The organism is Clostridium sp. CM027 (assembly GCF_024730565.1).
In the GTDB taxonomy this organism is placed as follows: domain Bacteria; phylum Bacillota; class Clostridia; order Clostridiales; family Clostridiaceae; genus Clostridium_AD; species Clostridium_AD estertheticum_B.
The window spans coordinates 2,976,008-2,994,730 of sequence record NZ_CP077725.1 but is presented as its reverse complement, the minus strand read 5'-3'; the positions used below and the strand labels follow the sequence as shown (position 1 = coordinate 2,994,730).

The window sequence follows — 18,723 nt, the reverse complement described above, 5'->3', positions numbered from 1 at the left end:
ATCTAATTAGTATTTAAGCACTAGTGGTTCTGGATTTTGTGCTTCATTTTTATGTTCTGATCCTCTGTATACAGTTAATTTTTTAAGTGTTTGACGACCTAATGGTCCCTTTGGAAGCATTCTTCTTACTGCTTCTTCAAAAATAAACTCAGGTTTTTTAACTATTGCTATTCTATATGGAACTTCTTTTAATCCACCTGGATAAAAAGAGTGATGTCTTAACATTTTTTGGTCTAATTTCTTACCAGTTAAAACTATCTTATCAGCATTTATTACAATTACAAAGTCACCTGTATCAACATGTGGTGTAAATGTTGGTTTGTGCTTTCCTCTTAATATAGCTGCTATTTGACTAGCTGCTCTTCCTAAAACTTTTCCTTCTACATCTACAACGAACCATTTTCTTTCTACTTCTAGTGGTTTTGCTAAGTATGATTTCATTATTTTCCCTCCCTGAACTTTTAACAATTAACTTCCTATGCTAAAGATCCGGGGCTAGTGGATCTTATACACGATATTTTATACAAACATTAATAAGTATAATACATTCTACCGGGTGTGTCAATGTTTTTACACGTGCTGTTTGAATTTTATTGATTTTTATTTTAATAAAAAACTTCCTCCAAACATAATCCCCCGGGTGGAGCAGATTTTCCAGCCTTTGCTCTCTCTTTTGACTCAATTATATCTTTAATTTCATTAGGTTTAATTTTTCCTTCTCCAACCCTAATTAGCGCTCCAACTATTATTCTAACCATATTATAAAGGAATCCGTCAGCAGCAATATATATTTTTATAAGTTCTTCATCCTTTATTATATCTAGTTGCGAAATAGTTCGTACAGAAGTTTTAACCGAACTGCCCAGATTTTTGAATGCAGAAAAATCATGAGTACCTATAAAATATAACGCCCCTAGTTTCATAGCATCTACATCTAATATCTCTTTATGGTTATATATGTAATTACGTCCTACGGCAACAGACTCTCGCCTATTAAGTATAGTGTAACTGTACCGCTTCCCTTTACTATTATACCTTGAATGAAACTCATATGGAACCTCAATAGAATGTAAAATCACAATATCTAAGGGGAGCTTACTATTTATAGCTCCTGTGAATTTTTCCGCAGATATTTTACTATCAGTATAAAAGTTTCCTGTATACCCTTTTGCATGAACTCCGGCATCTGTTCTACTAGACCCCGTAATTTGAGTTTTTTCACCTGTAATCTCTTCAATAGCAAGCTCTATTTTTTCTTGAATAGTTCTAACATTATTTTGCTTTTGCCTTTGCCAACCTGAATAGTTTGTTCCATCGTATTCTATTATGAGCTTTATATTTTTCACTATTCCACGTCCTTTTCTATTTATACCTAGGATTTAATAATCCTTTGCACTTTAGTAGAATATTATGTTCTACTAACAATAGTAATAATAAACAACAGTGTAAAAGCAAAACTTGCAACATAATCTTTTTTTGTTATCTTTAGTTGTTTCATTCTAGTTCTTCCTTCTCCACCTTTGTAACATCTTGATTCCATAGCCATTGCTAATTCATCAGCCCGCCTAAAAGAACTTATAAACAAGGGTACTAAAATAGGGATTAAACTTTTTGCTCTACTTATCAAATTCCCAGACTCAAAATCAGCACCTCTTGCCATTTGTGCTTTCATAATTTTATCAGTCTCATCCATAAGAGTGGGAATAAATCTTAATGCAATAGTCATCATCATTGCTAACTCATGGGCTGGCACGCCTATTCTTTTAAATGGATTTAAAAGATTTTCTATGCCATCTGTTAACTCTATTGGGGATGTAGTTAATGTCAATATTGATGTTCCCATAATTAAAAACACAAGTCTAAGAATCATAAACGCTGCAACTATTAGACCTTCTTTATAAACATTTATAAACCCATAGTGAAAAATTAAATTTAACTCTTTCCCGCTAGTCATAAAAATGTTTAATACTGCTGTAATAAGTAATAAAACTAAAATAGGCTTTAACCCATTATAAATGTACTTAAATGACAAATTAGCTATTATTATTGTGGCTAAAAGAAATATAATTATAAATAGATAGCCTATAAAATTATTTACCAAAAATAGGTCCACAATAAACAAAAGGGATATTAGTATCTTAAATCTTGGATCTAATTTATGTACAAAAGACTCCCCTGGTATATATTGACCTATTGTAATATCTTTGATCATACAAATTCCTCCACTGTGCTGAAAGAAGCACATATTACTGCTTTATATATGATGTCTTCTTAATACAAAAAATTTATACTAATTCTTTTTTAATATTCTAAGCAATTCTTGTTTAGCTTTTTCTAAGGTAAATATATCTTGTGATAAATCGAATCCTTTATTACGTAGTTCCCTAATTAAGTATGTTGCCTGTGGCACTGCTAGACCTACACTTTCTAATAATTCTATTTCACTAAATACCTTCTGTGGCGACCCGTCTAGAATACACTTTCCTTTATCCATTACTACAATTCTATTAGCAACCTTGGCCACATCTTCCATACTATGCGATACTAAAATTATAGTCATGTCATTTTGGTTGTACAATTCAACAAGCTTACTTAAGATATCGTCTCTTCCTTTTGGATCGAGTCCTGCAGTTGGTTCATCTAAAATTAAGACCTTTGGCTGCATAGCCACTACTCCTGCAATAGCTACTCTTCTCTTTTGACCACCACTTATTTCAAAAGGTGATTTGTCCTTATACTCTTCATAATCCAGTCCAACAATTTCCATAGCTCGCTGAACTCTTTTGTTTATTTCATCATTATCTAAGCCTAAATTTTGTGGCCCAAAAGCAATGTCTTTTTCAATAGTTTCTTCAAAAAGTTGATATTCAGGATACTGAAATACTAGTCCAACCTTTTTTCTTATGTTTGTCAATTTCACATTTTTGTTTGTTATATCTATGTCGTCTACTAATATTCTACCTGATGTTGGTTTTAACAGTCCGTTTATATGTTGTATTAGGGTAGATTTCCCTGAACCTGTATGCCCAATTAGTGCTACAAATTCCCCTTGCTTTATTTCTATAGATACATTATCTATAGCTTTTTTTTCGAAAGGAGTTTTTGGCATATATATATACGTTAAGTTTTCTATTTTAATTGACATAATGCATTCACCATCTCATTTATAGTTAATATATCTGTTTCTATATTAATACCACTTTGCTTAAGTTCATACGCGAGTTCTGTCACCATTGGAACATCTAAACCTATTTTTTTCATAACAGGTACATTTCTAAATATTTCTTTAGGTTTTCCATTCATTACGATTTTGCCATTATCCATAACTACAATTCTATCAGCTTCTACTGATTCTTCCATGTTGTGGGTTATTAAAATTATTGTTATGCCATGTTTTTTGTTTATTTCTTTAATAGTTCTAATAACTTCTTTTCTCCCAAATGGATCAAGCATAGCTGTTGGTTCATCAAAAACAATACACTTCGGCCTCATAGCAAGAATACCAGCGATAGCTACCCTTTGTTTTTGACCACCTGAAAGTAAATGTGGAGCATGTTTTGTATATTCGTACATTTTTACATTTTTTAATGATTCATCCACTCTTTGTCTAATTTCTTTAGGATCTAGGCCTAAGTTCTCTGGACCAAATGCTACATCTTCTTCTACAATCGTTGCAACAATTTGATTATCTGGATTTTGAAATACCATGCCAGCTACATTCCTAATTTTCCATAGATTAGATTCTACAGAGGTTTGCAATCCATCTACATAGATTTCCCCTTCAGTTGGTATTAAAAGTGCATTTACATGTTTAGCAAAGGTAGATTTTCCTGAGCCGTTATGACCTAATACTACTAAAAATTCACCCTTGTTAACCTCTAAATCTAATCCATCTATGGCTACTTTAGGTTGTTCATCTTCACTTCGAGGGTACTTATAAACAAGTTTATTACATATAACCATTTTTTCACCCATAAGTGTCACTCCCTACGTTTATAAATATGAATATGAAAATGGGGATTAAGTTTGTTCCCACTTAATCCCCTTTTCTCAAACTATACTAATTCTATTATGCTCATTTCTGCTGCGTCGCCTCTTCTTGGACCCATTTTCATTATCCTAGTATATCCGCCGTTTCTCTCAGCATACTTGGGTGCAATATTCTCAAATAAATCTTTAACAACGCTTTCTTCAGTAATAAATGCAAGTGCTTGCCTTCTAGCATGAAGATCTCCTCTTTTTCCAAGAGTTATCATTCTTTCAGCAAATTTTCTAGTTTCTTTTGCTCTAGTTACTGTAGTTTCAATTTTTCCATATTTCAACAAATTAGTTGCAAGACTTCTAAACATTGCAATTCTTTGATCAGTGGCGCGTCCTAATTTACGATATTGTGCCATGTGTTCTCCTCCTTACTCTTCAGTTAGTTTTAAGTTCAAACTCAAAGCTTGAAGTTTCTGTTCAACTTCTTCAAGTGATTTCTTACCTAAATTTCTAACTTTCATCATATCATCCATTGATCTTTCTGTTAGTTCTTGAACTGTATTAATTCCAGCTCTTTTTAAGCAATTATAGCTTCTAACGGAAAGGTCAAGTTCTTCAATAGTCATCTCAAGAACTTTTTCTTTCTTATCTTCTTCTTTTTCAACCATTATTTCAACATTATCAGCATGATCTGTTAATGTCATAAATAACTTAAAGTGTTCGATAAGGATTTTAGCTGATAAACCAATAGCTTCATCTGGTCTAATTGTTCCATTAGTCCAAATTTCAATAGTTAATTTATCATAATCAGTAATCTGGCCTACTCTAGTGTTTTCAACAGCAAAATTTACTCTCTTAACTGGAGTGTAAATTGAATCTACTGGTATTGTAGCTATTGGCAATTCATCTGTCTTGTTTTTACTCATAGACACATATCCTCTACCTTTGTTAACAGTTAGTTCCATGTATAATTTAGCATCATCATCTAATGTTGCTATATGTAAATCGGTATTAACGACTTCTATATCTCCATCAGTATTAATATCTGCTCCAGTAACTACTCCAGGTCCTTTAGCATCAATATAAATTGTTTTAGGACCTTCTCCCTCCATTTTAAGTGCTAAGCTTTTGATGTTTAGAATTAATTCTGTAACATCTTCTTTAACACCTTTAACAGTGGAGAATTCGTGAAGTACTGTATCAATCTTAACTGCACTTGTAGCAACTCCAGGTAATGAAGAAAGAAGAATTCTTCTTAATGCATTCCCTAAAGTTATACCATAGCCTCTTTCCAATGGTTCAATTACGAATCTACCATAAGAACCATCTTCAGCTGTTTCTACACATTCTATTTTTGGCTTTTCTATCTCTAACATAATAAACCCTCCTCTTTTTTAATTGGCAACCTATTATGAGGGCAACTGATTCTATATTAATGACTATTTGCTGTATAACTCGACGATTAACGTTTCATTAACAGGAACATCTATATCTTCCCTAGTTGGTTGTGCTAAAACTTTTCCTTCAAATTTCTCTAAGTTAGCTTCTAACCAATTTGGTAAAGCTTTAGGATTTTCAATGAAAACCTTAAACTTCTCAGTAGCTCTGCTCTTTTCACATGCAGATACTACTTCATTTGCTGTTAAACTGTAAGAAGGAATATCTACCTTTTTACCATTAACTAAGAAATGTCCGTGAGTTACTAGTTGCCTAGCTTCTTGTCTTGAATTTCCGTAACCCAATCTATAAACTACATTATCAAGTCTAACTTCTAAAAGTCTTAATAAGTTTTCACCTGTTATTCCTCTTAACTTGTCAGCTTTTTCATAGTATCTTCTAAATTGACTTTCAAGCACTCCGTATATTCTCTTAGCCTTTTGTTTTTCTCTCAATTGTAATCCATAATTAGACATTTTTTTCTTACTCTGTCCATGTTGTCCTGGTGCATAGCCTCTTCTGGCAAATGCACATTTATCTGTAAAGCATCTATCACCCTTAAGGTTTAGCTTCATGCCTTCTCTTCTACAAAGTCTACAAGTAGCTCCAGTATATCTTGCCATTCAAATTACACCTCCTATTTACTCTACTAATTAATTTACTAATTACTATATTAAGTACTATACTCTTCTTCTTTTCGGTGGTCTACATCCATTATGTGGAATTGGAGTAACGTCTTTGATTAATGTAATTTCTAATCCAGCCGCTTGAAGTGATCTAATTGCCGCTTCTCTACCTGCTCCTGGTCCTTTAACGAATACGTCAACACTCTTTAATCCGTGCTCCATAGCTGCTTTTGTAGCAGCTTCTGCTGCCATTTGAGCTGCAAATGGAGTACTCTTTCTTGATCCTCTAAAACCTAATCCACCTGCACTTGCCCAAGATAAAGCATTACCAGCTGCATCTGTAAGTGTAACGATGGAATTATTGAAAGTAGACTTTATGTGTGCACAACCGTGCTCAACATTTTTTCTTTCTTTTTTTCTTCTACTTCTTTTAACTTTTTGAGCCATTACATTCCCTCCTTACTATTTCTTCTTACCCGCCATTGTTTTCTTAGGGCCTTTTCTTGTTCTAGCATTAGTTTTAGTTTTTTGTCCTCTTACTGGAAGACCTTTTCTATGTCTTATTCCTCTATAACATCCAACTTCCATTAACCTTTTTATATCTAGTGCAACTCTTCTTCTTAAGTCACCTTCAATAATAAAGTTCTTAGTGATGTATGTTCTTAATTCATTAACTTCTTCTTCAGTTAAGTCCTTAACTCTTGTGTCAGGATTTACTCCTGTTGTTTTAAGGATTCCCTGTGATTTAGTTAAACCAATACCAAATATATATGTTAAACCTATTTCAATTCTTTTTTCCCTTGGTAGGTCAATACCTGCTATTCTTGCCATTTACTGTTTACACCTCCCACGTAATTGTTGTTATAATTTATCACATCTATAATTAAAAACGATATGATAAACATTTATTAATATATTAGCTTTGATATTTAATTCAATATCATTTGTAAATAAAACCGATTAACCTTGCTTTTGTTTATGTTTAGGATTTTCACAGATAACCATTACTCTTCCTTTTCTCTTTATAACCTTACATTTTTCACACATAGGTTTAACTGATGGCCTTACTTTCATAGCTAACCCTCCTTATTACTTGTCTCTCCAAGTTATTCTCCCACGAGTCAAATCATATGGGGAAAGTTCTACTGTAACCTTGTCTCCTGGTAATATTCTTATGAAATTCATTCTTAACTTTCCTGAAATATGAGCTAATATTTTATGCCCACTCTCAAGCTCAACTTGAAATATTGCATTGGGCAAAGTTTCTAATACCACACCTTGCATTTCAATTATATCATCTTTTGACATAAGGTAATTAAACCTCCTTACCAATATCTGCAGACTGCAAAAATATTTTAATTTTAGAATTAGTAACCTCTTTATTAGATAAAATTATATCTCTAATTTCCTCAGCTACTGTGTGAGTAAATTTTAGATGTTTAACCTTCTTTTTCTTAGGCTTCTCAATCTTTCTTAACTCTCCATCAGAAATATACACATATTCGTTATTTAGTATTCCTACCACAATAAAATTTCTATGCATATCCCTTCCCGCTTTAGAATGTACTACCTTACCTATAAGGCTATTTTTCTCCAAATCATTCACCTCTATTAGTTCAAAGTTAATATTTCAGGACCATTTTTTAAAATAGCAACAGTATTTTCATAATGTGCAGATAAACTGCCATCTCGCGTTACTACCGTCCACTTATTAGACTTTACTTTGACATAATGCTTTCCTATATTTATCATAGGTTCAATTGCAAGTACCATACCATGAACTAACTTAGGTCCTCTATTTGGAACACCATAATTAGGAATTTCTGGTTCCTCATGCATTGACTTACCAATTCCATGACCTACAAAATCCCTAACCACAGAATATCTATGGCCTTCAGCATAACACTGAATTTGCGCAGATATATCTGATAATCTATTACCGATTATAGCTTTTTCAACACCCTTAAAGAAACTGTTTTTAGTGACCTCAATGAGCATTGTAGCTTCATTGGATACTTTTCCTACTGGAAAAGTTCTAGCAGCATCTCCATGATAGCCATTTAATATGGCACCACAATCTATGCTAATTATGTCTCCTTCAAGTAAAATACGGTTAGATGGAATCCCATGAACCACTTCATCATTAACAGATGTACATATGGAAGCTGGAAATCCACAATAACCCTTAAAAGATGGTTTAGCACCTTGTTTTACTATGAACTCTTCAGCTAATTTATCCAGTTCTGCAGTGGTTATTCCAGGTTTTATTACCTGTTCAATTATTACAAGAGCTTCTGAAACCACTTTACCCGCACTTCTCATGTATTGAATTTCCATATCACTTTTTATGTTTATCATTTTTTTATTTCTTCTAAGATACCACAGATACTTTCAAACACGCTGTTAATTTCTAGCGTCCCATCAACTACTGATAGTAAGTTTTTATCATCATAGTACTTTATCAATGGTTGTGTTTGAGCCTCATATATGTCTATCCGTTCATTAACGGTTTCTTCAGTGTCATCAGCTCTTTGTACAATATCACTTCCACACAAATTACATTTTCCGTCCACTTTCGGCGGATTGAATGTAATATGATAGCTAGCACCGCATGTAAGACAAACCCTTCTACCAGTCATTCTACCTAGAATAAATTCTCTAGGCACCTTTATTAATAACGCTGTATCAAGGGTGTTACCCTTTCCGTCTAATAAAGTTTTTAAGGCTTCACCTTGATTAACAGTTCTAGGATAGCCATCTAGTAAAAATCCATTACTACAATCTTCATTATTTAACCTATCCTTGATTATATCTATAGTCAATTCATCTGGGACTAAGTGCCCCTTATCAATATGTTTCTTAGCTTCAATTCCAAGAGGGGTTTTTTCTGAAATATTCTTCCTGAATATGTCCCCTGTTGATATATGTGGTATGGAAAATTTATTACTTATGGATTTTGCTTGCGTTCCTTTTCCGGCTCCCGGAGGACCTAACAAGATTATTCTCATAGTATCATCTCCTGGTAATAATTTATTTAAGGAATCCTTGGTAATGCCGCATTACTAATTGTGATTCAAGTTGTCTTAAAGTCTCAAGAGCAACATTCACCATAATTAATAACATTGTACCTCCAAAATATATTCCCTTAAAGTGAGTATATCCCTCTATAAAAATAGGGAATATTGCTATAACAGCGGCAAAAGTTCCTCCCAGTATCGAAATCTTAGTCAATACCTTATCGATATAAGTTGCTGTATTCTCACCCGGTCTAATTCCTGGTATGAAACCTGATGATTTATGCATATTTTCAGCCATTTCATCTGGTTTAAATGTTACCTGAGTATAAAACCATGTAAAGAATACTATTAATACAAAATACACCAATGAATACTTCCAACTGTTTCTTTCAAATATGCTCCAAGGACTTCCTACAATGAACTTTGCAATTGAAGATGTCGGTTTAATCTGTGCTATTGTTTCTGGGAATGTCATTACTGACATTGCAAAAATTATACCGATAACTCCAGATGCAGTTACACCAATTGGAATATGAGTTGATTGTCCTTTAAAAACCTTGTTTCCAACAGCTTTTCCAGCATATTGAACTGGAATTCTTCTTTCACCTAAACTTGCTATTACTACTGCAACTAATAATGCTATAGCAACTACAATAAACATCATAACCTCTACAAAATTTACAGTGCCTGCCTTCTGAAGTTCAGCAATTTTATACACCGTTGAAGGTAATCCAGATACAATATTAATAAAAATTATTAATGAAATACCATTACCTATACCTTTACCTGTGATTTGTTCACCTATCCACACCAAAAATGTTGATGCAGTAGTCATCGTTAGTATCACTAAAAATATGGCTAAACTAGATGTATCTGAGAATGCTCCAGTACCTGCAATAACTGCATACATACCGAGGGCCTGTAAAGCACCCAGCACTATTGAAACATATCTAGTAAGATCTTGTATTCTCTTACGTCCTTCAAGCCCTTCTTTAGAAAGTTGCTCTAAATACGGGACTGCTATTACGAGTAACTGCATTATAATTGATGCGTTTATGTATGGACCAGCACCCATAGCAAAAATGCTAAATTTACTTAATGCACCACCTGACATCATATCATAAAAACTAATTAAAGTTCCACCATTACTAGTTAAGTCTACAAGTTTGCTAGCATCTACACCAGGAACAGGAATATAAATACCCATCCGCATAATTGCAACCATAAGTAGCGTGAATATCATACGCTTTTTTAAATCAGGAACTTTCCAGGCATTACGTAGGGTTGATAACATTTATATCACCTCAACTTTTCCTCCAGCTGTTTCAATTTTCTCAGCTGCTCCTTTAGAAAATCTTGATACTTTTACAGTTAATTTCTTTTCTAAATCACCATTTCCAAGTATCTTAACTCCGTCATATGCTTTTCTTATGACTCTTCTCTCTAATAGCAATTCTGTTGTAACTTCTGTACCATCTTCGAACATATTCAGTCTATCTACATTTATACAAGAATATTTTTTCGCAAAAATATTTGTGAACCCTCTTTTAGGTAATCTTCTGTATAAAGGCATCTGACCTCCTTCAAATCCTGGTCTTGTTCCTCCACCTGATCTAGAGTTTTGTCCATCTTGACCTCTTCCTGCAGTTTTTCCCCATCCTGAACCAGTACCTCTACCGATTCTCTTAGGAGATTTTTTGGAACCTTCCGCAGGTCTTAAATCTTGAAGTTTCATGTCAACACCTCCTCTTTTTTATACTTGCTCTACTTTTACTAGATATATAATTTTGTTTATCATACCTTTGATCTGAGGAGTTTCCTCGTGCTCAACACTATTTCTTATTTTTTTTAATCCTAAAGCATTAACTGTAGCTATGTGTTCTTTCTTTCTACCTATTAAGCTTTTAACCAATGTTATTTTAACTTTAGCCAAGGTTTTCCCCTCCTATCTTAAAATTTCTTCTACGGTCTTGCCTCTTAATTTAGCAACGTCTTCTACTGTTCTTAAACCTGCTAAACCTTCGATAGTAGCATTAACCACATTTCTTGCATTACTAGAGCCTAAAGATTTAGCTCTAACATCCTTTAATCCTGATAATTCTAGAACTGCTCTAACTGGACCACCAGCTAAAATTCCTGTACCTTCAGCACCTGGCATTATGTGTATAACCGAAGTACCAAACTTTCCATCAATAGTATGTGGAATAGTTGTTCCAACCATAGCTACATTTATTAAGTTCTTTTTAGCATCTTCTATTCCTTTTCTAATTGCTTCAGGAATTTCTACAGATTTACCCATTCCAACGCCAACGTGTCCGTTTTCGTCTCCAACAACAACTAGTGCGCTGAATCTGAAGTTTCTTCCACCTTTAACAACCTTAGCAACTCTGTTTATATTAACTACTTTTTCTTTAAGATCTAATGTGCTAGGATCTATTTTCATGTGTTTCCCTCCTTCTCTTAGAATTTAAGTCCAGCTTCTCTTGCTCCCTCAGCGAGAATTTGCACTCTACCGTGGTATACATATCCGCCTCTATCAAATACTACTTCTTCTATTCCTTTTTCAAGCGCTCTTTCAGCAATCATTTTTCCTACTAATTTAGCAGCATCTTTATTGCTTCCTATCTTTTGTTCAAAAGCTTTATCTACGCTTGAAGCAGAAACTAGTGTGATTCTTGCAACATCATCTATTACTTGAGCATATATGTTCTTTTCACTTCTATATACAGCTAATCTAGGTCTTTGTGCTGTACCAGAGATCTTTTTACGAACTCTAAGATGACGCTTAACTCTTGACTTTTGTCTATCTTCCTTCTTGAACACATCATTCACTCCTTCCTACTTTATTTACCTGTTTTACCTTCCTTACGTCTGACAACTTCGCCAGCATATCTAATTCCTTTTCCTTTGTAAGGTTCTGGTTTTCTCCAAGCTCTTATTGTTGCTGCAACAGCTCCAACTAATTGTTTATCAGTACCTTTTACTATAATTTTGTTAGCATCAGGTAATTCAAATTGGATTCCTGCAACTGCATCTATTTCAACTGGATGTGAATATCCAAGACTTAATGTTATTTTAGTGCCTTTTAACTGAGCTCTATAACCAACACCAACTAACTCAAGCGTTTTTTGGTATCCCTCTGTTACTCCAATAACCATATTGTTTATCAATGATCTTGTTAATCCATGAAGAGCTCTATGTTCTTTTACATCGCTTGGTCTTGTAACTACTACAGTATTATCTTCCATAGCTATATTCATTTTAGTACTCATGCTTTGAGTTAACTCACCTTTTGGTCCTTTTACATTTACAACATTCATTGGTGAAACTGCAACAGTCACTCCATTAGGTATAGCTACTGGAAGTCTTCCGATTCTCGACATACTTACACCTCCTGTATTCTTTTTAGACACATAACAATTATTAATTGCTACGTCTCGTATGTTCCTTTTAAATACTAACCAATTCTTAATTGTTTAGTCTCTATCTTACTTTAGGCACATAACAATTTTGTTTTTCCATGAATTATCTATTATTACTATGTACATAATAACTCAATACTGTTATGCATCAAAATTATTATATTACCAAATGTAACAAATAACTTCTCCGCCTAAACCTAATTTTCTAGCATCTCTATCTGCTACTAGACCTTTTGAAGTTGATATTATAGCAACTCCTAATCCGTTTAGTACCTTTGGAATATCCTCATTTTTAGAATATACTCTTAAACCCGGCTTAGATATTCTCTTAAGTCCAGTGATAACTCTTTCCTTGTTTTGACCATACTTCATTGCAAGTCTCATCATTGGAACAACGCCATCATTATACTCTTCAATGTTTTTAAGATATCCTTCTTGAAGCAATATATTTGCAATTTCCTTCTTTATAGTTGAAGAAGGTATTTCTACTATTTCATGTCTAACAACATTTGCATTTCTTATACGTGTTAGCAAATCTGCGATTGGGTCAGTCATAACCATTTTTCGTGCCTCCTTTCATTAGAATGTTCTAATTACCAACTTGCTTTTCTGCAACCAGGAATTTCTCCCTTGTGTGCAAGCTCTCTAAAACAGATACGGCATATACCAAATTTTTGTAAAACAGAATGTGGTCTTCCACAAAGTCTACATCTTGTATAAGCTCTAGTTGTAAATTTAGGTTCTTTTTTCCATTTTTCTATTAAAGCCTTACGTGCCATATGTTTCCCTCCCTATTATTGAGCAAATGGCATTCCAAGGAATCTTAATAACTCTCTTGCTTCCTCGTCTGTCTTTGCTGTAGTAACAAATATTATATCCATTCCTCTAATTTTATCAATTTTATCATAATCTATTTCAGGAAATATAAGTTGTTCTTTAATCCCTATAGCGTAATTCCCTCTTCCGTCAAATGCTTTAGAAGAAGCTCCTCTAAAATCTCTAACTCTAGGTAATGCAACGTTCATTAATTTATCTGCAAATTCGAACATTTGAGTTTTTCTTAATGTAACTTTACAACCTATTGGAGTATTTTCTCTTAACTTGAAGTTAGCTATTGACTTCTTCGCTCTTGTTATAATTGGTTTTTGACCCGCTATAATCTGCATATCGCTAAGAGCTGCATCTAAAACTTTAGAATTGTCTTTAGCTTCTCCAACTCCCATATTTAAAACAATTTTTTCAAGCTTTGGTACTTCCATTATATTTTTATAACCGAATTTTTCCATTAGCGCTTGAACTACTTCATTATCATATTTTTCTTGTAGTCTTGAACTCATATGTTAAACCTCCTTTCAGGAATTAAAATGTTTCTACACATTTCTTACAAACTCTTACTTTAGTTCCATCTTCTAGAATTTTGCTACTTATTCTTGTTACATTTTTGCATTTTGTACAATATAACATAACTTTTGAACTATTTATAGCTGCTTCTCTGTGAGTTATTCCACCTTGCATATTTTGTTTGCTTGGTTTTTGATGTTTTGTAATTACACTAACATCTTTCACTAAAACTTTACCAGTTTTAGGGTATACAGCTAAGACTTCGCTTATTTTGCCTTTGTCTTTACCTGATATAACCATTACTGTATCTTTTTTTCTTACGTGCATTTTTTTAACTGCCATGTTAGACACCTCCTATCTTATAGAACTTCAGGCGCTAATGATAAGATCTTACTGAAGTCTTTATCTCTTAACTCCCTTGCAACAGGTCCGAATATACGAGTTCCCTTTGGGGTTTTGTCGTCTTTTATGATAACAGCTGCATTATCATCAAATTTAACGTATGATCCATCCGCTCTTCTTAATCCTTTTACTGATCTAACTATAACTGCCTTAACTACTTCACCTTTTTTAACAACTCCACCTGGTGTTGCACTTTTTACGCTAGCAACTATTGTATCGCTGATGTTTCCCCATTTTCTCTTAGAACCACCTAATACTCTAATACACATAATTTCCTTTGCACCAGAATTATCCGCAACTTTTAATCTCGATTGCTGTTGTATCATATCAAATACCCTCCTTTCAGTTGTTAGACCGAAATACTATTTAGCTTTTTCAACTATTCCAGTAATTCTCCATCTTTTATCTTTAGACAATGGTCTAGTTTCCATAATTGTAACTTTATCATTGATTTTAGCTTCATTTTTTTCATCATGAGCTTTAAATTTTGTTGTTGTGTTAAGTATTTTTCCGTATAGTGGGTGACGAACTTTTGTTTCAATTGCAACAACTATTGTCTTATCCATTTTATCAGAAACTACTTTACCTGTTCTTGTTTTTCTATTATTTCTTTCCACAAGAGCAACCTCCTTTCAGTTTTACTGTTCAAAAGCTTTTATTTCTTCTTGCCTAAGAATGGTCTTAATTTGGGCTATAGATTTTTTCACTTGTTTAATTCTCATAGGGTTTTCTAGTTGCCCTGTAGCTAACTGAAATCTAAGGTTAAATAATTCTGCCTTTAGATCAGACATTTTCACTAGCAAATCTTGAGGATTACTTTGTCTTAATTCTTTTAATTCATTAGCCTTCAATGACTTCACCACCCATTTCCTCAAAATCTTTTCTAGATACAAACTTAGTTTTAATTGGAAGTTTGTGTGAAGCAAGTCTCATTGCTTCTCTAGCAGCTTCTTCTGTTACTCCTGCAATTTCAAATAAGACTCTACCTGGTTTAACAACTGCTACCCAATATTCTACTGATCCTTTACCAGATCCCATACGAGTTTCAGCCGGTTTTTCAGTTACTGGCTTATCAGGGAAGATTTTTATCCAAACCTTTCCGCCTCTTTTTACTTCTCTATTGATAGCAACTCTGGCAGCTTCTATTTGATTACTTTTAACCCAGCCACATTCCATAGCTTGTAATGCATACTCACCATATGCAATAAAGTTTCCTCTTGTAGCTTTTCCTCTCATTCTACCACGTTGAACCTTACGATGTTTAGATCTCTTAGGCATTAACATGTCTTATTCCTCCTTCCTTACACTTCTACGCTTTTATTTCTTCCTTAACGATTTTCTTTGTAGGAAGAACTTCGCCTCTATATACCCAAACTTTTACGCCAATTTTACCATATATTGTATCTGCTTCTGCAAATCCATAGTCTATATCAGCTCTCAAAGTTTGTAATGGTATTGTACCTTCATGATAGTGTTCAGTCCTAGCTATTTCTGCTCCGCCAAGTCTTCCTCCACATGAAATTTTAACACCTTTTACGCCAGATCTCATAGCTCTTTGAATTGTTTGTTTCATTGCTCTTCTAAAAGAAATTCTCTTTTCTAATTGCGAAGAAACATTTTCAGCCATTAATTGAGCGTTGTTTTCAGCTTGTTTTACTTCTACTATGTTAATTAAAACATTCTTATCTGTTATAATTTTTTTCATGTCTAACTTTATAACTTCAATTCCAGAGCCACCTCTACCAATAACCATTCCTGGTTTAGCAGTGTGTATGTTGATTTTAACTCTTTTAGCAGCTCTTTCAATTTCAATTTTAGAAATTCCAGCTGTGTAAAGTTTACTTTTTAAGAATTCTCTAATCTTAAAATCTTCAACAAGATTATCTGCAAAATTCTTTTTATCTGCATACCATTTAGAACTCCAGTCTTTTATTACACCAACCCTAAAGCCGTGTGGATGTACTTTTTGTCCCACGCTAAAACCCTCCTTCTTATGATCTTTCCGTAACTATAATAGTTATATGGCTAGATCTTTTTCTTATTCTATAAGCTCTTCCTTGTGCACGCGGTCTAAATCTCTTAAGTGTTGGACCCTGACATGCATAAGCCTTAGCAACGTATAGTCTATTGATATCTAAATTTAAATTGTTCTCTGCATTTGCTACAGCTGATTTTAGTACTTTAGTTACTACTTCAGCTGCATTTTTTGGAGTGTATTGTAATATAGCAAAAGCTTCATTTACATTTTTATCTCTTATTAAATCAAGAACAATCCCGATTTTCATTGAGGACGTTCTCACATATTTAGCTATAGCTTTAGCCTCCATGATTGTCTCCTCCTTCCACACTATTTTACTCTGCTTGTTTTTTCTCTAACAATGTGTCCTTTAAATGTTCTAGTTAAAGCAAATTCGCCTAATTTATGTCCTACCATATCTTCTAAAACATAAACTGGTACATGTTTTCTTCCATCATGTACTGCGATAGTATGCCCTATCATTTGCGGGAAAATAGTAGAACTTCTTGACCAAGTCTTTATTACTTTTTTCTCGCCATTTTTATTCATTTCGTTAATTCTGTTTAACAAAACTTCTTGTACATAAGGTCCTTTTTTAACTGATCTACTCATTTTTGTGGCCTCCCTTCATACACCGTAACCATTGTTTTAAAAAGAATTTAAATTCTCTTCAAACTATTTTCTATTTTTTCCCTTGACAATAAATTTGTCAGAGTATTTTTTGGTTTTCCTAGTTTTATATCCTAGTGCCGGTTTACCCCATGGAGTCATCGGACTAGCGTGACCTATAGGAGATTTACCTTCTCCACCACCATGTGGATGATCGCAAGGATTCATTACTGAACCTCTGACTGTAGGTCTAAACCCTAAGTGTCTTTTTCTTCCTGCTTTACCTATGTTAACAATACCATGAGTTACATTAGAAACCGTTCCTATAGTAGCTCTACAATTTACTCTAACATATCTTACTTCACCACTTGGAAGTCTTACTTGAGCATATTCTCCTTCTTTAGCCATAAGTTGCGCTGAAGAACCTGCTGATCTTACAAGTTGAGCACCTTTTCCAACCTGTAGTTCTATATTATGAATCGTAGAACCTGTTGGTATATTAATTATTGGAAGAGTATTCCCAACTTTTATATCAGAATCAGCACCGGATACAATTACATCTCCAACTTTTAATCCAACTGGAGCAATTATGTATCTTTTTTCACCATCAGAATATGCAACAAGAGCTATGTAAGCAGATCTATTTGGATCGTACTCAATTGTAGAAACTTTTGCTGGAATATTATCTTTAGTTCTCTTGAAATCTATTAGTCTGTAACTTTGTTTTGCTCCACCACCTCGGTGACGAACAGTTATTTTACCTTGATTATTTCTACCACCTGATCTTTTTGTGCTTACAAGAAGTGATTTTAATGGCTTATCTGTTGTTATTTCTGCGAAATCAGCCATAGTCATATTTCTTCTTGAAGGTGTGGTCGGTCTAAATTTCTTAATTCCCATGTGACTTTCCTCCTTCTTTCTCGCTTATCTGGCCTCTGCCAATACCTGCTTAATAATTACATTCCATCAAAAAACTCAATTGTCTTGCTTTCTGTTGTTAAAGTAACAATAGCTTTTTTGAAGTCAGCTCTTTTTCCAATGTGAACCCCAACTCTTTTAGTTTTACCTATATTTCTTAGTGTTCTTACATTTTCAACTTTAACTCCAAATACTTCTTCTACTGCTTTTTTAACTTGAGTTTTATTTGCATGAATATCAACTATAAAGGTGTATTTTTTTTCCGCCATTACAGCCATACTTTTTTCAGTAATTATCGGTTTTCTTATAATATCATGGCTAGTTAGCTTCATTATATATACACCTCCTCAATTTTAGATACAGCATCCTTTGTAACTATGAATTTTTCATACTTTAGTATGTCATAAACATTCAAATTATTTACTGGTGATACTTGTACTCCAGGTATGTTTCTTGCTGATTTATAGATATTTTCTTCTGACTTTTCAACAACTATTAAAGTTTTTTTAGCATCAAAAGCTTTTAAAACCTCTAACATTGCTTTAGTTTTTGGTGAGTCAAATTCTAAACTATCTATAACTATCATTTCATTTGAAGCTACCTTAGCTGATAAAGCTGATTTGAAAGCAACTCTTCTCATTGTCTTCGGTACAGACATACGGTAATCTCTTGGCTTTGGAGCAAATACTATACCACCATGTATCCATTGTGGTGCTCTTATAGAACCTTGTCTTGCTCTACCAGTTCCTTTTTGTCTCCAAGGCTTTATACCACCGCCTCGAACCTCAGCTCTAGTTTTAGCTGATTGAGTTCCTTGTCTTTTATTTGCAAGTTGTGCTACTACAACTTGATGCATAGCATCTGTGTTGACTTCAACTCCAAATATATTTTCATTTAGTTGAATATCTCCAACCTTTTGTCCTTCTTTACTAAATAAATCTAATGTAAGCATT

General features: G+C 33.6%; 35 protein-coding genes. All 35 read right to left on the bottom strand.

All coding sequences use genetic code 11. The features are described from left to right. Positions 1-6 precede the first annotated feature (6 nt). Positions 7-441, bottom strand: a complete 435-nt coding sequence (gene rplM / locus KTC92_RS14305) for a 50S ribosomal protein L13 (RefSeq protein WP_165414268.1) — start codon at positions 439-441, stop codon at positions 7-9. Positions 442-605: 164 nt separating this feature from the next. After that, the gene (gene truA / locus KTC92_RS14300; RefSeq protein ID WP_165414267.1) at positions 606-1,346 is read right to left on the bottom strand and encodes a tRNA pseudouridine(38-40) synthase TruA; all 741 of its coding nucleotides are present in this window, start codon (positions 1,344-1,346) and stop codon (positions 606-608) included. A 62-nt stretch (positions 1,347-1,408) separates the two neighbouring features. Beyond that, positions 1,409-2,212, bottom strand: coding sequence for an energy-coupling factor transporter transmembrane protein EcfT (locus tag KTC92_RS14295; protein ID WP_216302376.1), 804 nt, complete (start codon positions 2,210-2,212; stop codon positions 1,409-1,411). A gap of 78 nt (positions 2,213-2,290) precedes the next feature. Continuing rightward, positions 2,291-3,145 carry an energy-coupling factor transporter ATPase gene (locus KTC92_RS14290; RefSeq protein WP_220286295.1) on the bottom strand — a complete coding sequence of 285 codons (855 nt, stop codon included), beginning with the start codon at positions 3,143-3,145 and terminating at the stop codon, positions 2,291-2,293. Beyond that, positions 3,130-3,975 (bottom strand): energy-coupling factor transporter ATPase, encoded by an 846-nt coding sequence (locus KTC92_RS14285; RefSeq protein ID WP_220286294.1) that lies wholly within the window; start codon positions 3,973-3,975, stop codon positions 3,130-3,132. The genes KTC92_RS14290 and KTC92_RS14285 overlap by 16 nt, the downstream gene beginning before the upstream one ends. An 80-nt stretch (positions 3,976-4,055) precedes the next feature. After that, positions 4,056-4,397, bottom strand: a complete 342-nt coding sequence (gene rplQ / locus KTC92_RS14280) for a 50S ribosomal protein L17 (protein ID WP_165414263.1) — start codon at positions 4,395-4,397, stop codon at positions 4,056-4,058. Positions 4,398-4,409: 12 nt separating this feature from the next. Further along, positions 4,410-5,357, bottom strand: coding sequence for a DNA-directed RNA polymerase subunit alpha (locus tag KTC92_RS14275; RefSeq protein ID WP_216302374.1), 948 nt, complete (start codon positions 5,355-5,357; stop codon positions 4,410-4,412). 63 nt (positions 5,358-5,420) lie between these two features. Beyond that, positions 5,421-6,041 carry a 30S ribosomal protein S4 gene (gene rpsD, locus KTC92_RS14270; RefSeq protein WP_165414261.1) on the bottom strand — a complete coding sequence of 207 codons (621 nt, stop codon included), beginning with the start codon at positions 6,039-6,041 and terminating at the stop codon, positions 5,421-5,423. A gap of 57 nt (positions 6,042-6,098) precedes the next feature. After that, the gene (rpsK, locus tag KTC92_RS14265; RefSeq protein ID WP_165414260.1) at positions 6,099-6,491 is read right to left on the bottom strand and encodes a 30S ribosomal protein S11; all 393 of its coding nucleotides are present in this window, start codon (positions 6,489-6,491) and stop codon (positions 6,099-6,101) included. 15 nt (positions 6,492-6,506) lie between these two features. Beyond that, complete coding sequence (gene rpsM / locus KTC92_RS14260; protein ID WP_216302373.1) at positions 6,507-6,875, bottom strand: 30S ribosomal protein S13; 369 nt, start codon at positions 6,873-6,875, stop codon at positions 6,507-6,509. Positions 6,876-7,004: 129 nt separating this feature from the next. Further along, a complete protein-coding gene (gene rpmJ / locus KTC92_RS14255) occupies positions 7,005-7,118 on the bottom strand; it encodes a 50S ribosomal protein L36 (protein ID WP_021122033.1) in 114 nt (37 codons plus the stop codon). 15 nt (positions 7,119-7,133) lie between these two features. Beyond that, the gene (infA, locus tag KTC92_RS14250; RefSeq protein ID WP_125002904.1) at positions 7,134-7,352 is read right to left on the bottom strand and encodes a translation initiation factor IF-1; all 219 of its coding nucleotides are present in this window, start codon (positions 7,350-7,352) and stop codon (positions 7,134-7,136) included. Between the two features lie 7 nt (positions 7,353-7,359). Beyond that, positions 7,360-7,641 carry an RNA-binding protein gene (locus KTC92_RS14245; RefSeq protein WP_216302372.1) on the bottom strand — a complete coding sequence of 94 codons (282 nt, stop codon included), beginning with the start codon at positions 7,639-7,641 and terminating at the stop codon, positions 7,360-7,362. Positions 7,642-7,655: 14 nt separating this feature from the next. Further along, entirely contained in the window at positions 7,656-8,402 is a 747-nt protein-coding gene (gene map / locus KTC92_RS14240) for a type I methionyl aminopeptidase (RefSeq protein WP_216302371.1), read from the bottom strand. After that, the gene (locus KTC92_RS14235) at positions 8,399-9,052 is read right to left on the bottom strand and encodes an adenylate kinase (protein WP_216302370.1); all 654 of its coding nucleotides are present in this window, start codon (positions 9,050-9,052) and stop codon (positions 8,399-8,401) included. Before KTC92_RS14235 ends, map begins: the two co-directional genes overlap by 4 nt. A 22-nt stretch (positions 9,053-9,074) precedes the next feature. Beyond that, on the bottom strand, positions 9,075-10,355 hold the full coding sequence (gene secY, locus KTC92_RS14230) for a preprotein translocase subunit SecY (RefSeq protein WP_220286293.1): 1,281 nt from the start codon (positions 10,353-10,355) through the stop codon (positions 9,075-9,077). Next, entirely contained in the window at positions 10,356-10,796 is a 441-nt protein-coding gene (gene rplO, locus KTC92_RS14225; protein ID WP_165414254.1) for a 50S ribosomal protein L15, read from the bottom strand. It abuts the gene before it with no gap. An 18-nt stretch (positions 10,797-10,814) separates the two neighbouring features. Next, positions 10,815-10,994, bottom strand: coding sequence for a 50S ribosomal protein L30 (gene rpmD / locus KTC92_RS14220; RefSeq protein ID WP_216302368.1), 180 nt, complete (start codon positions 10,992-10,994; stop codon positions 10,815-10,817). Between the two features lie 12 nt (positions 10,995-11,006). After that, positions 11,007-11,504 (bottom strand): 30S ribosomal protein S5, encoded by a 498-nt coding sequence (rpsE, locus tag KTC92_RS14215; protein ID WP_165414252.1) that lies wholly within the window; start codon positions 11,502-11,504, stop codon positions 11,007-11,009. A gap of 17 nt (positions 11,505-11,521) precedes the next feature. Then, entirely contained in the window at positions 11,522-11,884 is a 363-nt protein-coding gene (rplR, locus tag KTC92_RS14210; protein ID WP_165414251.1) for a 50S ribosomal protein L18, read from the bottom strand. A 20-nt stretch (positions 11,885-11,904) separates the two neighbouring features. Next, positions 11,905-12,444, bottom strand: a complete 540-nt coding sequence (gene rplF, locus KTC92_RS14205) for a 50S ribosomal protein L6 (protein WP_216302367.1) — start codon at positions 12,442-12,444, stop codon at positions 11,905-11,907. Between the two features lie 201 nt (positions 12,445-12,645). Continuing rightward, complete coding sequence (gene rpsH, locus KTC92_RS14200) at positions 12,646-13,044, bottom strand: 30S ribosomal protein S8 (RefSeq protein ID WP_165414249.1); 399 nt, start codon at positions 13,042-13,044, stop codon at positions 12,646-12,648. A 32-nt stretch (positions 13,045-13,076) separates the two neighbouring features. Further along, positions 13,077-13,262: a type Z 30S ribosomal protein S14 gene (locus KTC92_RS14195; RefSeq protein ID WP_165414248.1), complete on the bottom strand. Its 186-nt coding sequence runs from the start codon at positions 13,260-13,262 to the stop codon at positions 13,077-13,079. Positions 13,263-13,277: 15 nt separating this feature from the next. Then, positions 13,278-13,820 carry a 50S ribosomal protein L5 gene (gene rplE, locus KTC92_RS14190; protein WP_165414247.1) on the bottom strand — a complete coding sequence of 181 codons (543 nt, stop codon included), beginning with the start codon at positions 13,818-13,820 and terminating at the stop codon, positions 13,278-13,280. A gap of 22 nt (positions 13,821-13,842) precedes the next feature. Next, positions 13,843-14,166: a 50S ribosomal protein L24 gene (gene rplX / locus KTC92_RS14185; RefSeq protein WP_216302366.1), complete on the bottom strand. Its 324-nt coding sequence runs from the start codon at positions 14,164-14,166 to the stop codon at positions 13,843-13,845. A gap of 17 nt (positions 14,167-14,183) precedes the next feature. Continuing rightward, positions 14,184-14,552, bottom strand: coding sequence for a 50S ribosomal protein L14 (gene rplN, locus KTC92_RS14180; RefSeq protein ID WP_165414246.1), 369 nt, complete (start codon positions 14,550-14,552; stop codon positions 14,184-14,186). A gap of 36 nt (positions 14,553-14,588) precedes the next feature. Beyond that, positions 14,589-14,843: a 30S ribosomal protein S17 gene (rpsQ, locus tag KTC92_RS14175; RefSeq protein WP_165414245.1), complete on the bottom strand. Its 255-nt coding sequence runs from the start codon at positions 14,841-14,843 to the stop codon at positions 14,589-14,591. A 21-nt stretch (positions 14,844-14,864) separates the two neighbouring features. Then, positions 14,865-15,077, bottom strand: a complete 213-nt coding sequence (gene rpmC, locus KTC92_RS14170; RefSeq protein WP_165414244.1) for a 50S ribosomal protein L29 — start codon at positions 15,075-15,077, stop codon at positions 14,865-14,867. Further along, entirely contained in the window at positions 15,067-15,510 is a 444-nt protein-coding gene (gene rplP, locus KTC92_RS14165; RefSeq protein ID WP_165414243.1) for a 50S ribosomal protein L16, read from the bottom strand. Before rplP ends, rpmC begins: the two co-directional genes overlap by 11 nt. A 25-nt stretch (positions 15,511-15,535) precedes the next feature. After that, the gene (rpsC, locus tag KTC92_RS14160; RefSeq protein ID WP_216302365.1) at positions 15,536-16,201 is read right to left on the bottom strand and encodes a 30S ribosomal protein S3; all 666 of its coding nucleotides are present in this window, start codon (positions 16,199-16,201) and stop codon (positions 15,536-15,538) included. Positions 16,202-16,217: 16 nt separating this feature from the next. Next, on the bottom strand, positions 16,218-16,553 hold the full coding sequence (rplV, locus tag KTC92_RS14155) for a 50S ribosomal protein L22 (RefSeq protein WP_165414241.1): 336 nt from the start codon (positions 16,551-16,553) through the stop codon (positions 16,218-16,220). Between the two features lie 20 nt (positions 16,554-16,573). After that, positions 16,574-16,855: a 30S ribosomal protein S19 gene (gene rpsS, locus KTC92_RS14150; RefSeq protein ID WP_165414240.1), complete on the bottom strand. Its 282-nt coding sequence runs from the start codon at positions 16,853-16,855 to the stop codon at positions 16,574-16,576. Positions 16,856-16,918: 63 nt separating this feature from the next. After that, positions 16,919-17,752 (bottom strand): 50S ribosomal protein L2, encoded by an 834-nt coding sequence (gene rplB / locus KTC92_RS14145; RefSeq protein ID WP_165414239.1) that lies wholly within the window; start codon positions 17,750-17,752, stop codon positions 16,919-16,921. A 56-nt stretch (positions 17,753-17,808) separates the two neighbouring features. Continuing rightward, positions 17,809-18,102 carry a 50S ribosomal protein L23 gene (gene rplW / locus KTC92_RS14140; RefSeq protein ID WP_165414238.1) on the bottom strand — a complete coding sequence of 98 codons (294 nt, stop codon included), beginning with the start codon at positions 18,100-18,102 and terminating at the stop codon, positions 17,809-17,811. Next, positions 18,102-18,722 carry a 50S ribosomal protein L4 gene (rplD, locus tag KTC92_RS14135; RefSeq protein ID WP_216302364.1) on the bottom strand — a complete coding sequence of 207 codons (621 nt, stop codon included), beginning with the start codon at positions 18,720-18,722 and terminating at the stop codon, positions 18,102-18,104. Before rplD ends, rplW begins: the two co-directional genes overlap by 1 nt. Position 18,723 lies beyond the last annotated feature (1 nt).

Excerpts from the sequence above, each read along its gene's own strand:
- KTC92_RS14285 (WP_220286294.1), bottom strand. The coding sequence starts at position 3,975 with ATGGGTGAAAAAATGGTTATATGTAATAAACTTGTTTATAAGTACCCT.
- infA (WP_125002904.1), bottom strand. The coding sequence starts at position 7,352 with ATGTCAAAAGATGATATAATTGAAATGCAAGGTGTGGTATTAGAAACT.
- map (WP_216302371.1), bottom strand. The coding sequence starts at position 8,402 with ATGATAAACATAAAAAGTGATATGGAAATTCAATACATGAGAAGTGCG.
- rplO (WP_165414254.1), bottom strand. The coding sequence starts at position 10,796 with ATGAAACTTCAAGATTTAAGACCTGCGGAAGGTTCCAAAAAATCTCCT.
- rpsS (WP_165414240.1), bottom strand. The coding sequence starts at position 16,855 with ATGAGTAGATCAGTTAAAAAAGGACCTTATGTACAAGAAGTTTTGTTA.
- KTC92_RS14235 (WP_216302370.1), bottom strand. The coding sequence starts at position 9,052 with ATGAGAATAATCTTGTTAGGTCCTCCGGGAGCCGGAAAAGGAACGCAA.
- rpsE (WP_165414252.1), bottom strand. The coding sequence starts at position 11,504 with ATGAAAATAGATCCTAGCACATTAGATCTTAAAGAAAAAGTAGTTAAT.
- rplD (WP_216302364.1), bottom strand. The coding sequence starts at position 18,722 with ATGCTTACATTAGATTTATTTAGTAAAGAAGGACAAAAGGTTGGAGAT.
- rpmJ (WP_021122033.1), bottom strand. The coding sequence starts at position 7,118 with ATGAAAGTAAGGCCATCAGTTAAACCTATGTGTGAAAAATGTAAGGTT.
- rplM (WP_165414268.1), bottom strand. The coding sequence starts at position 441 with ATGAAATCATACTTAGCAAAACCACTAGAAGTAGAAAGAAAATGGTTC.
- rplQ (WP_165414263.1), bottom strand. The coding sequence starts at position 4,397 with ATGGCACAATATCGTAAATTAGGACGCGCCACTGATCAAAGAATTGCA.
- rplF (WP_216302367.1), bottom strand. The coding sequence starts at position 12,444 with ATGTCGAGAATCGGAAGACTTCCAGTAGCTATACCTAATGGAGTGACT.
- rplE (WP_165414247.1), bottom strand. The coding sequence starts at position 13,820 with ATGAGTTCAAGACTACAAGAAAAATATGATAATGAAGTAGTTCAAGCG.
- KTC92_RS14290 (WP_220286295.1), bottom strand. The coding sequence starts at position 3,145 with ATGTCAATTAAAATAGAAAACTTAACGTATATATATATGCCAAAAACT.
- KTC92_RS14195 (WP_165414248.1), bottom strand. The coding sequence starts at position 13,262 with ATGGCACGTAAGGCTTTAATAGAAAAATGGAAAAAAGAACCTAAATTT.
- rpsM (WP_216302373.1), bottom strand. The coding sequence starts at position 6,875 with ATGGCAAGAATAGCAGGTATTGACCTACCAAGGGAAAAAAGAATTGAA.
- rpsK (WP_165414260.1), bottom strand. The coding sequence starts at position 6,491 with ATGGCTCAAAAAGTTAAAAGAAGTAGAAGAAAAAAAGAAAGAAAAAAT.
- rplV (WP_165414241.1), bottom strand. The coding sequence starts at position 16,553 with ATGGAGGCTAAAGCTATAGCTAAATATGTGAGAACGTCCTCAATGAAA.
- secY (WP_220286293.1), bottom strand. The coding sequence starts at position 10,355 with ATGTTATCAACCCTACGTAATGCCTGGAAAGTTCCTGATTTAAAAAAG.
- KTC92_RS14295 (WP_216302376.1), bottom strand. The coding sequence starts at position 2,212 with ATGATCAAAGATATTACAATAGGTCAATATATACCAGGGGAGTCTTTT.
- rpsH (WP_165414249.1), bottom strand. The coding sequence starts at position 13,044 with ATGGTTATGACTGACCCAATCGCAGATTTGCTAACACGTATAAGAAAT.
- rplW (WP_165414238.1), bottom strand. The coding sequence starts at position 18,102 with ATGAAGCTAACTAGCCATGATATTATAAGAAAACCGATAATTACTGAA.
- rpsD (WP_165414261.1), bottom strand. The coding sequence starts at position 6,041 with ATGGCAAGATATACTGGAGCTACTTGTAGACTTTGTAGAAGAGAAGGC.
- rplP (WP_165414243.1), bottom strand. The coding sequence starts at position 15,510 with ATGTTAATGCCTAAGAGATCTAAACATCGTAAGGTTCAACGTGGTAGA.
- rplB (WP_165414239.1), bottom strand. The coding sequence starts at position 17,752 with ATGGGAATTAAGAAATTTAGACCGACCACACCTTCAAGAAGAAATATG.
- rplN (WP_165414246.1), bottom strand. The coding sequence starts at position 14,552 with ATGATACAACAGCAATCGAGATTAAAAGTTGCGGATAATTCTGGTGCA.
- rplX (WP_216302366.1), bottom strand. The coding sequence starts at position 14,166 with ATGGCAGTTAAAAAAATGCACGTAAGAAAAAAAGATACAGTAATGGTT.
- KTC92_RS14275 (WP_216302374.1), bottom strand. The coding sequence starts at position 5,357 with ATGTTAGAGATAGAAAAGCCAAAAATAGAATGTGTAGAAACAGCTGAA.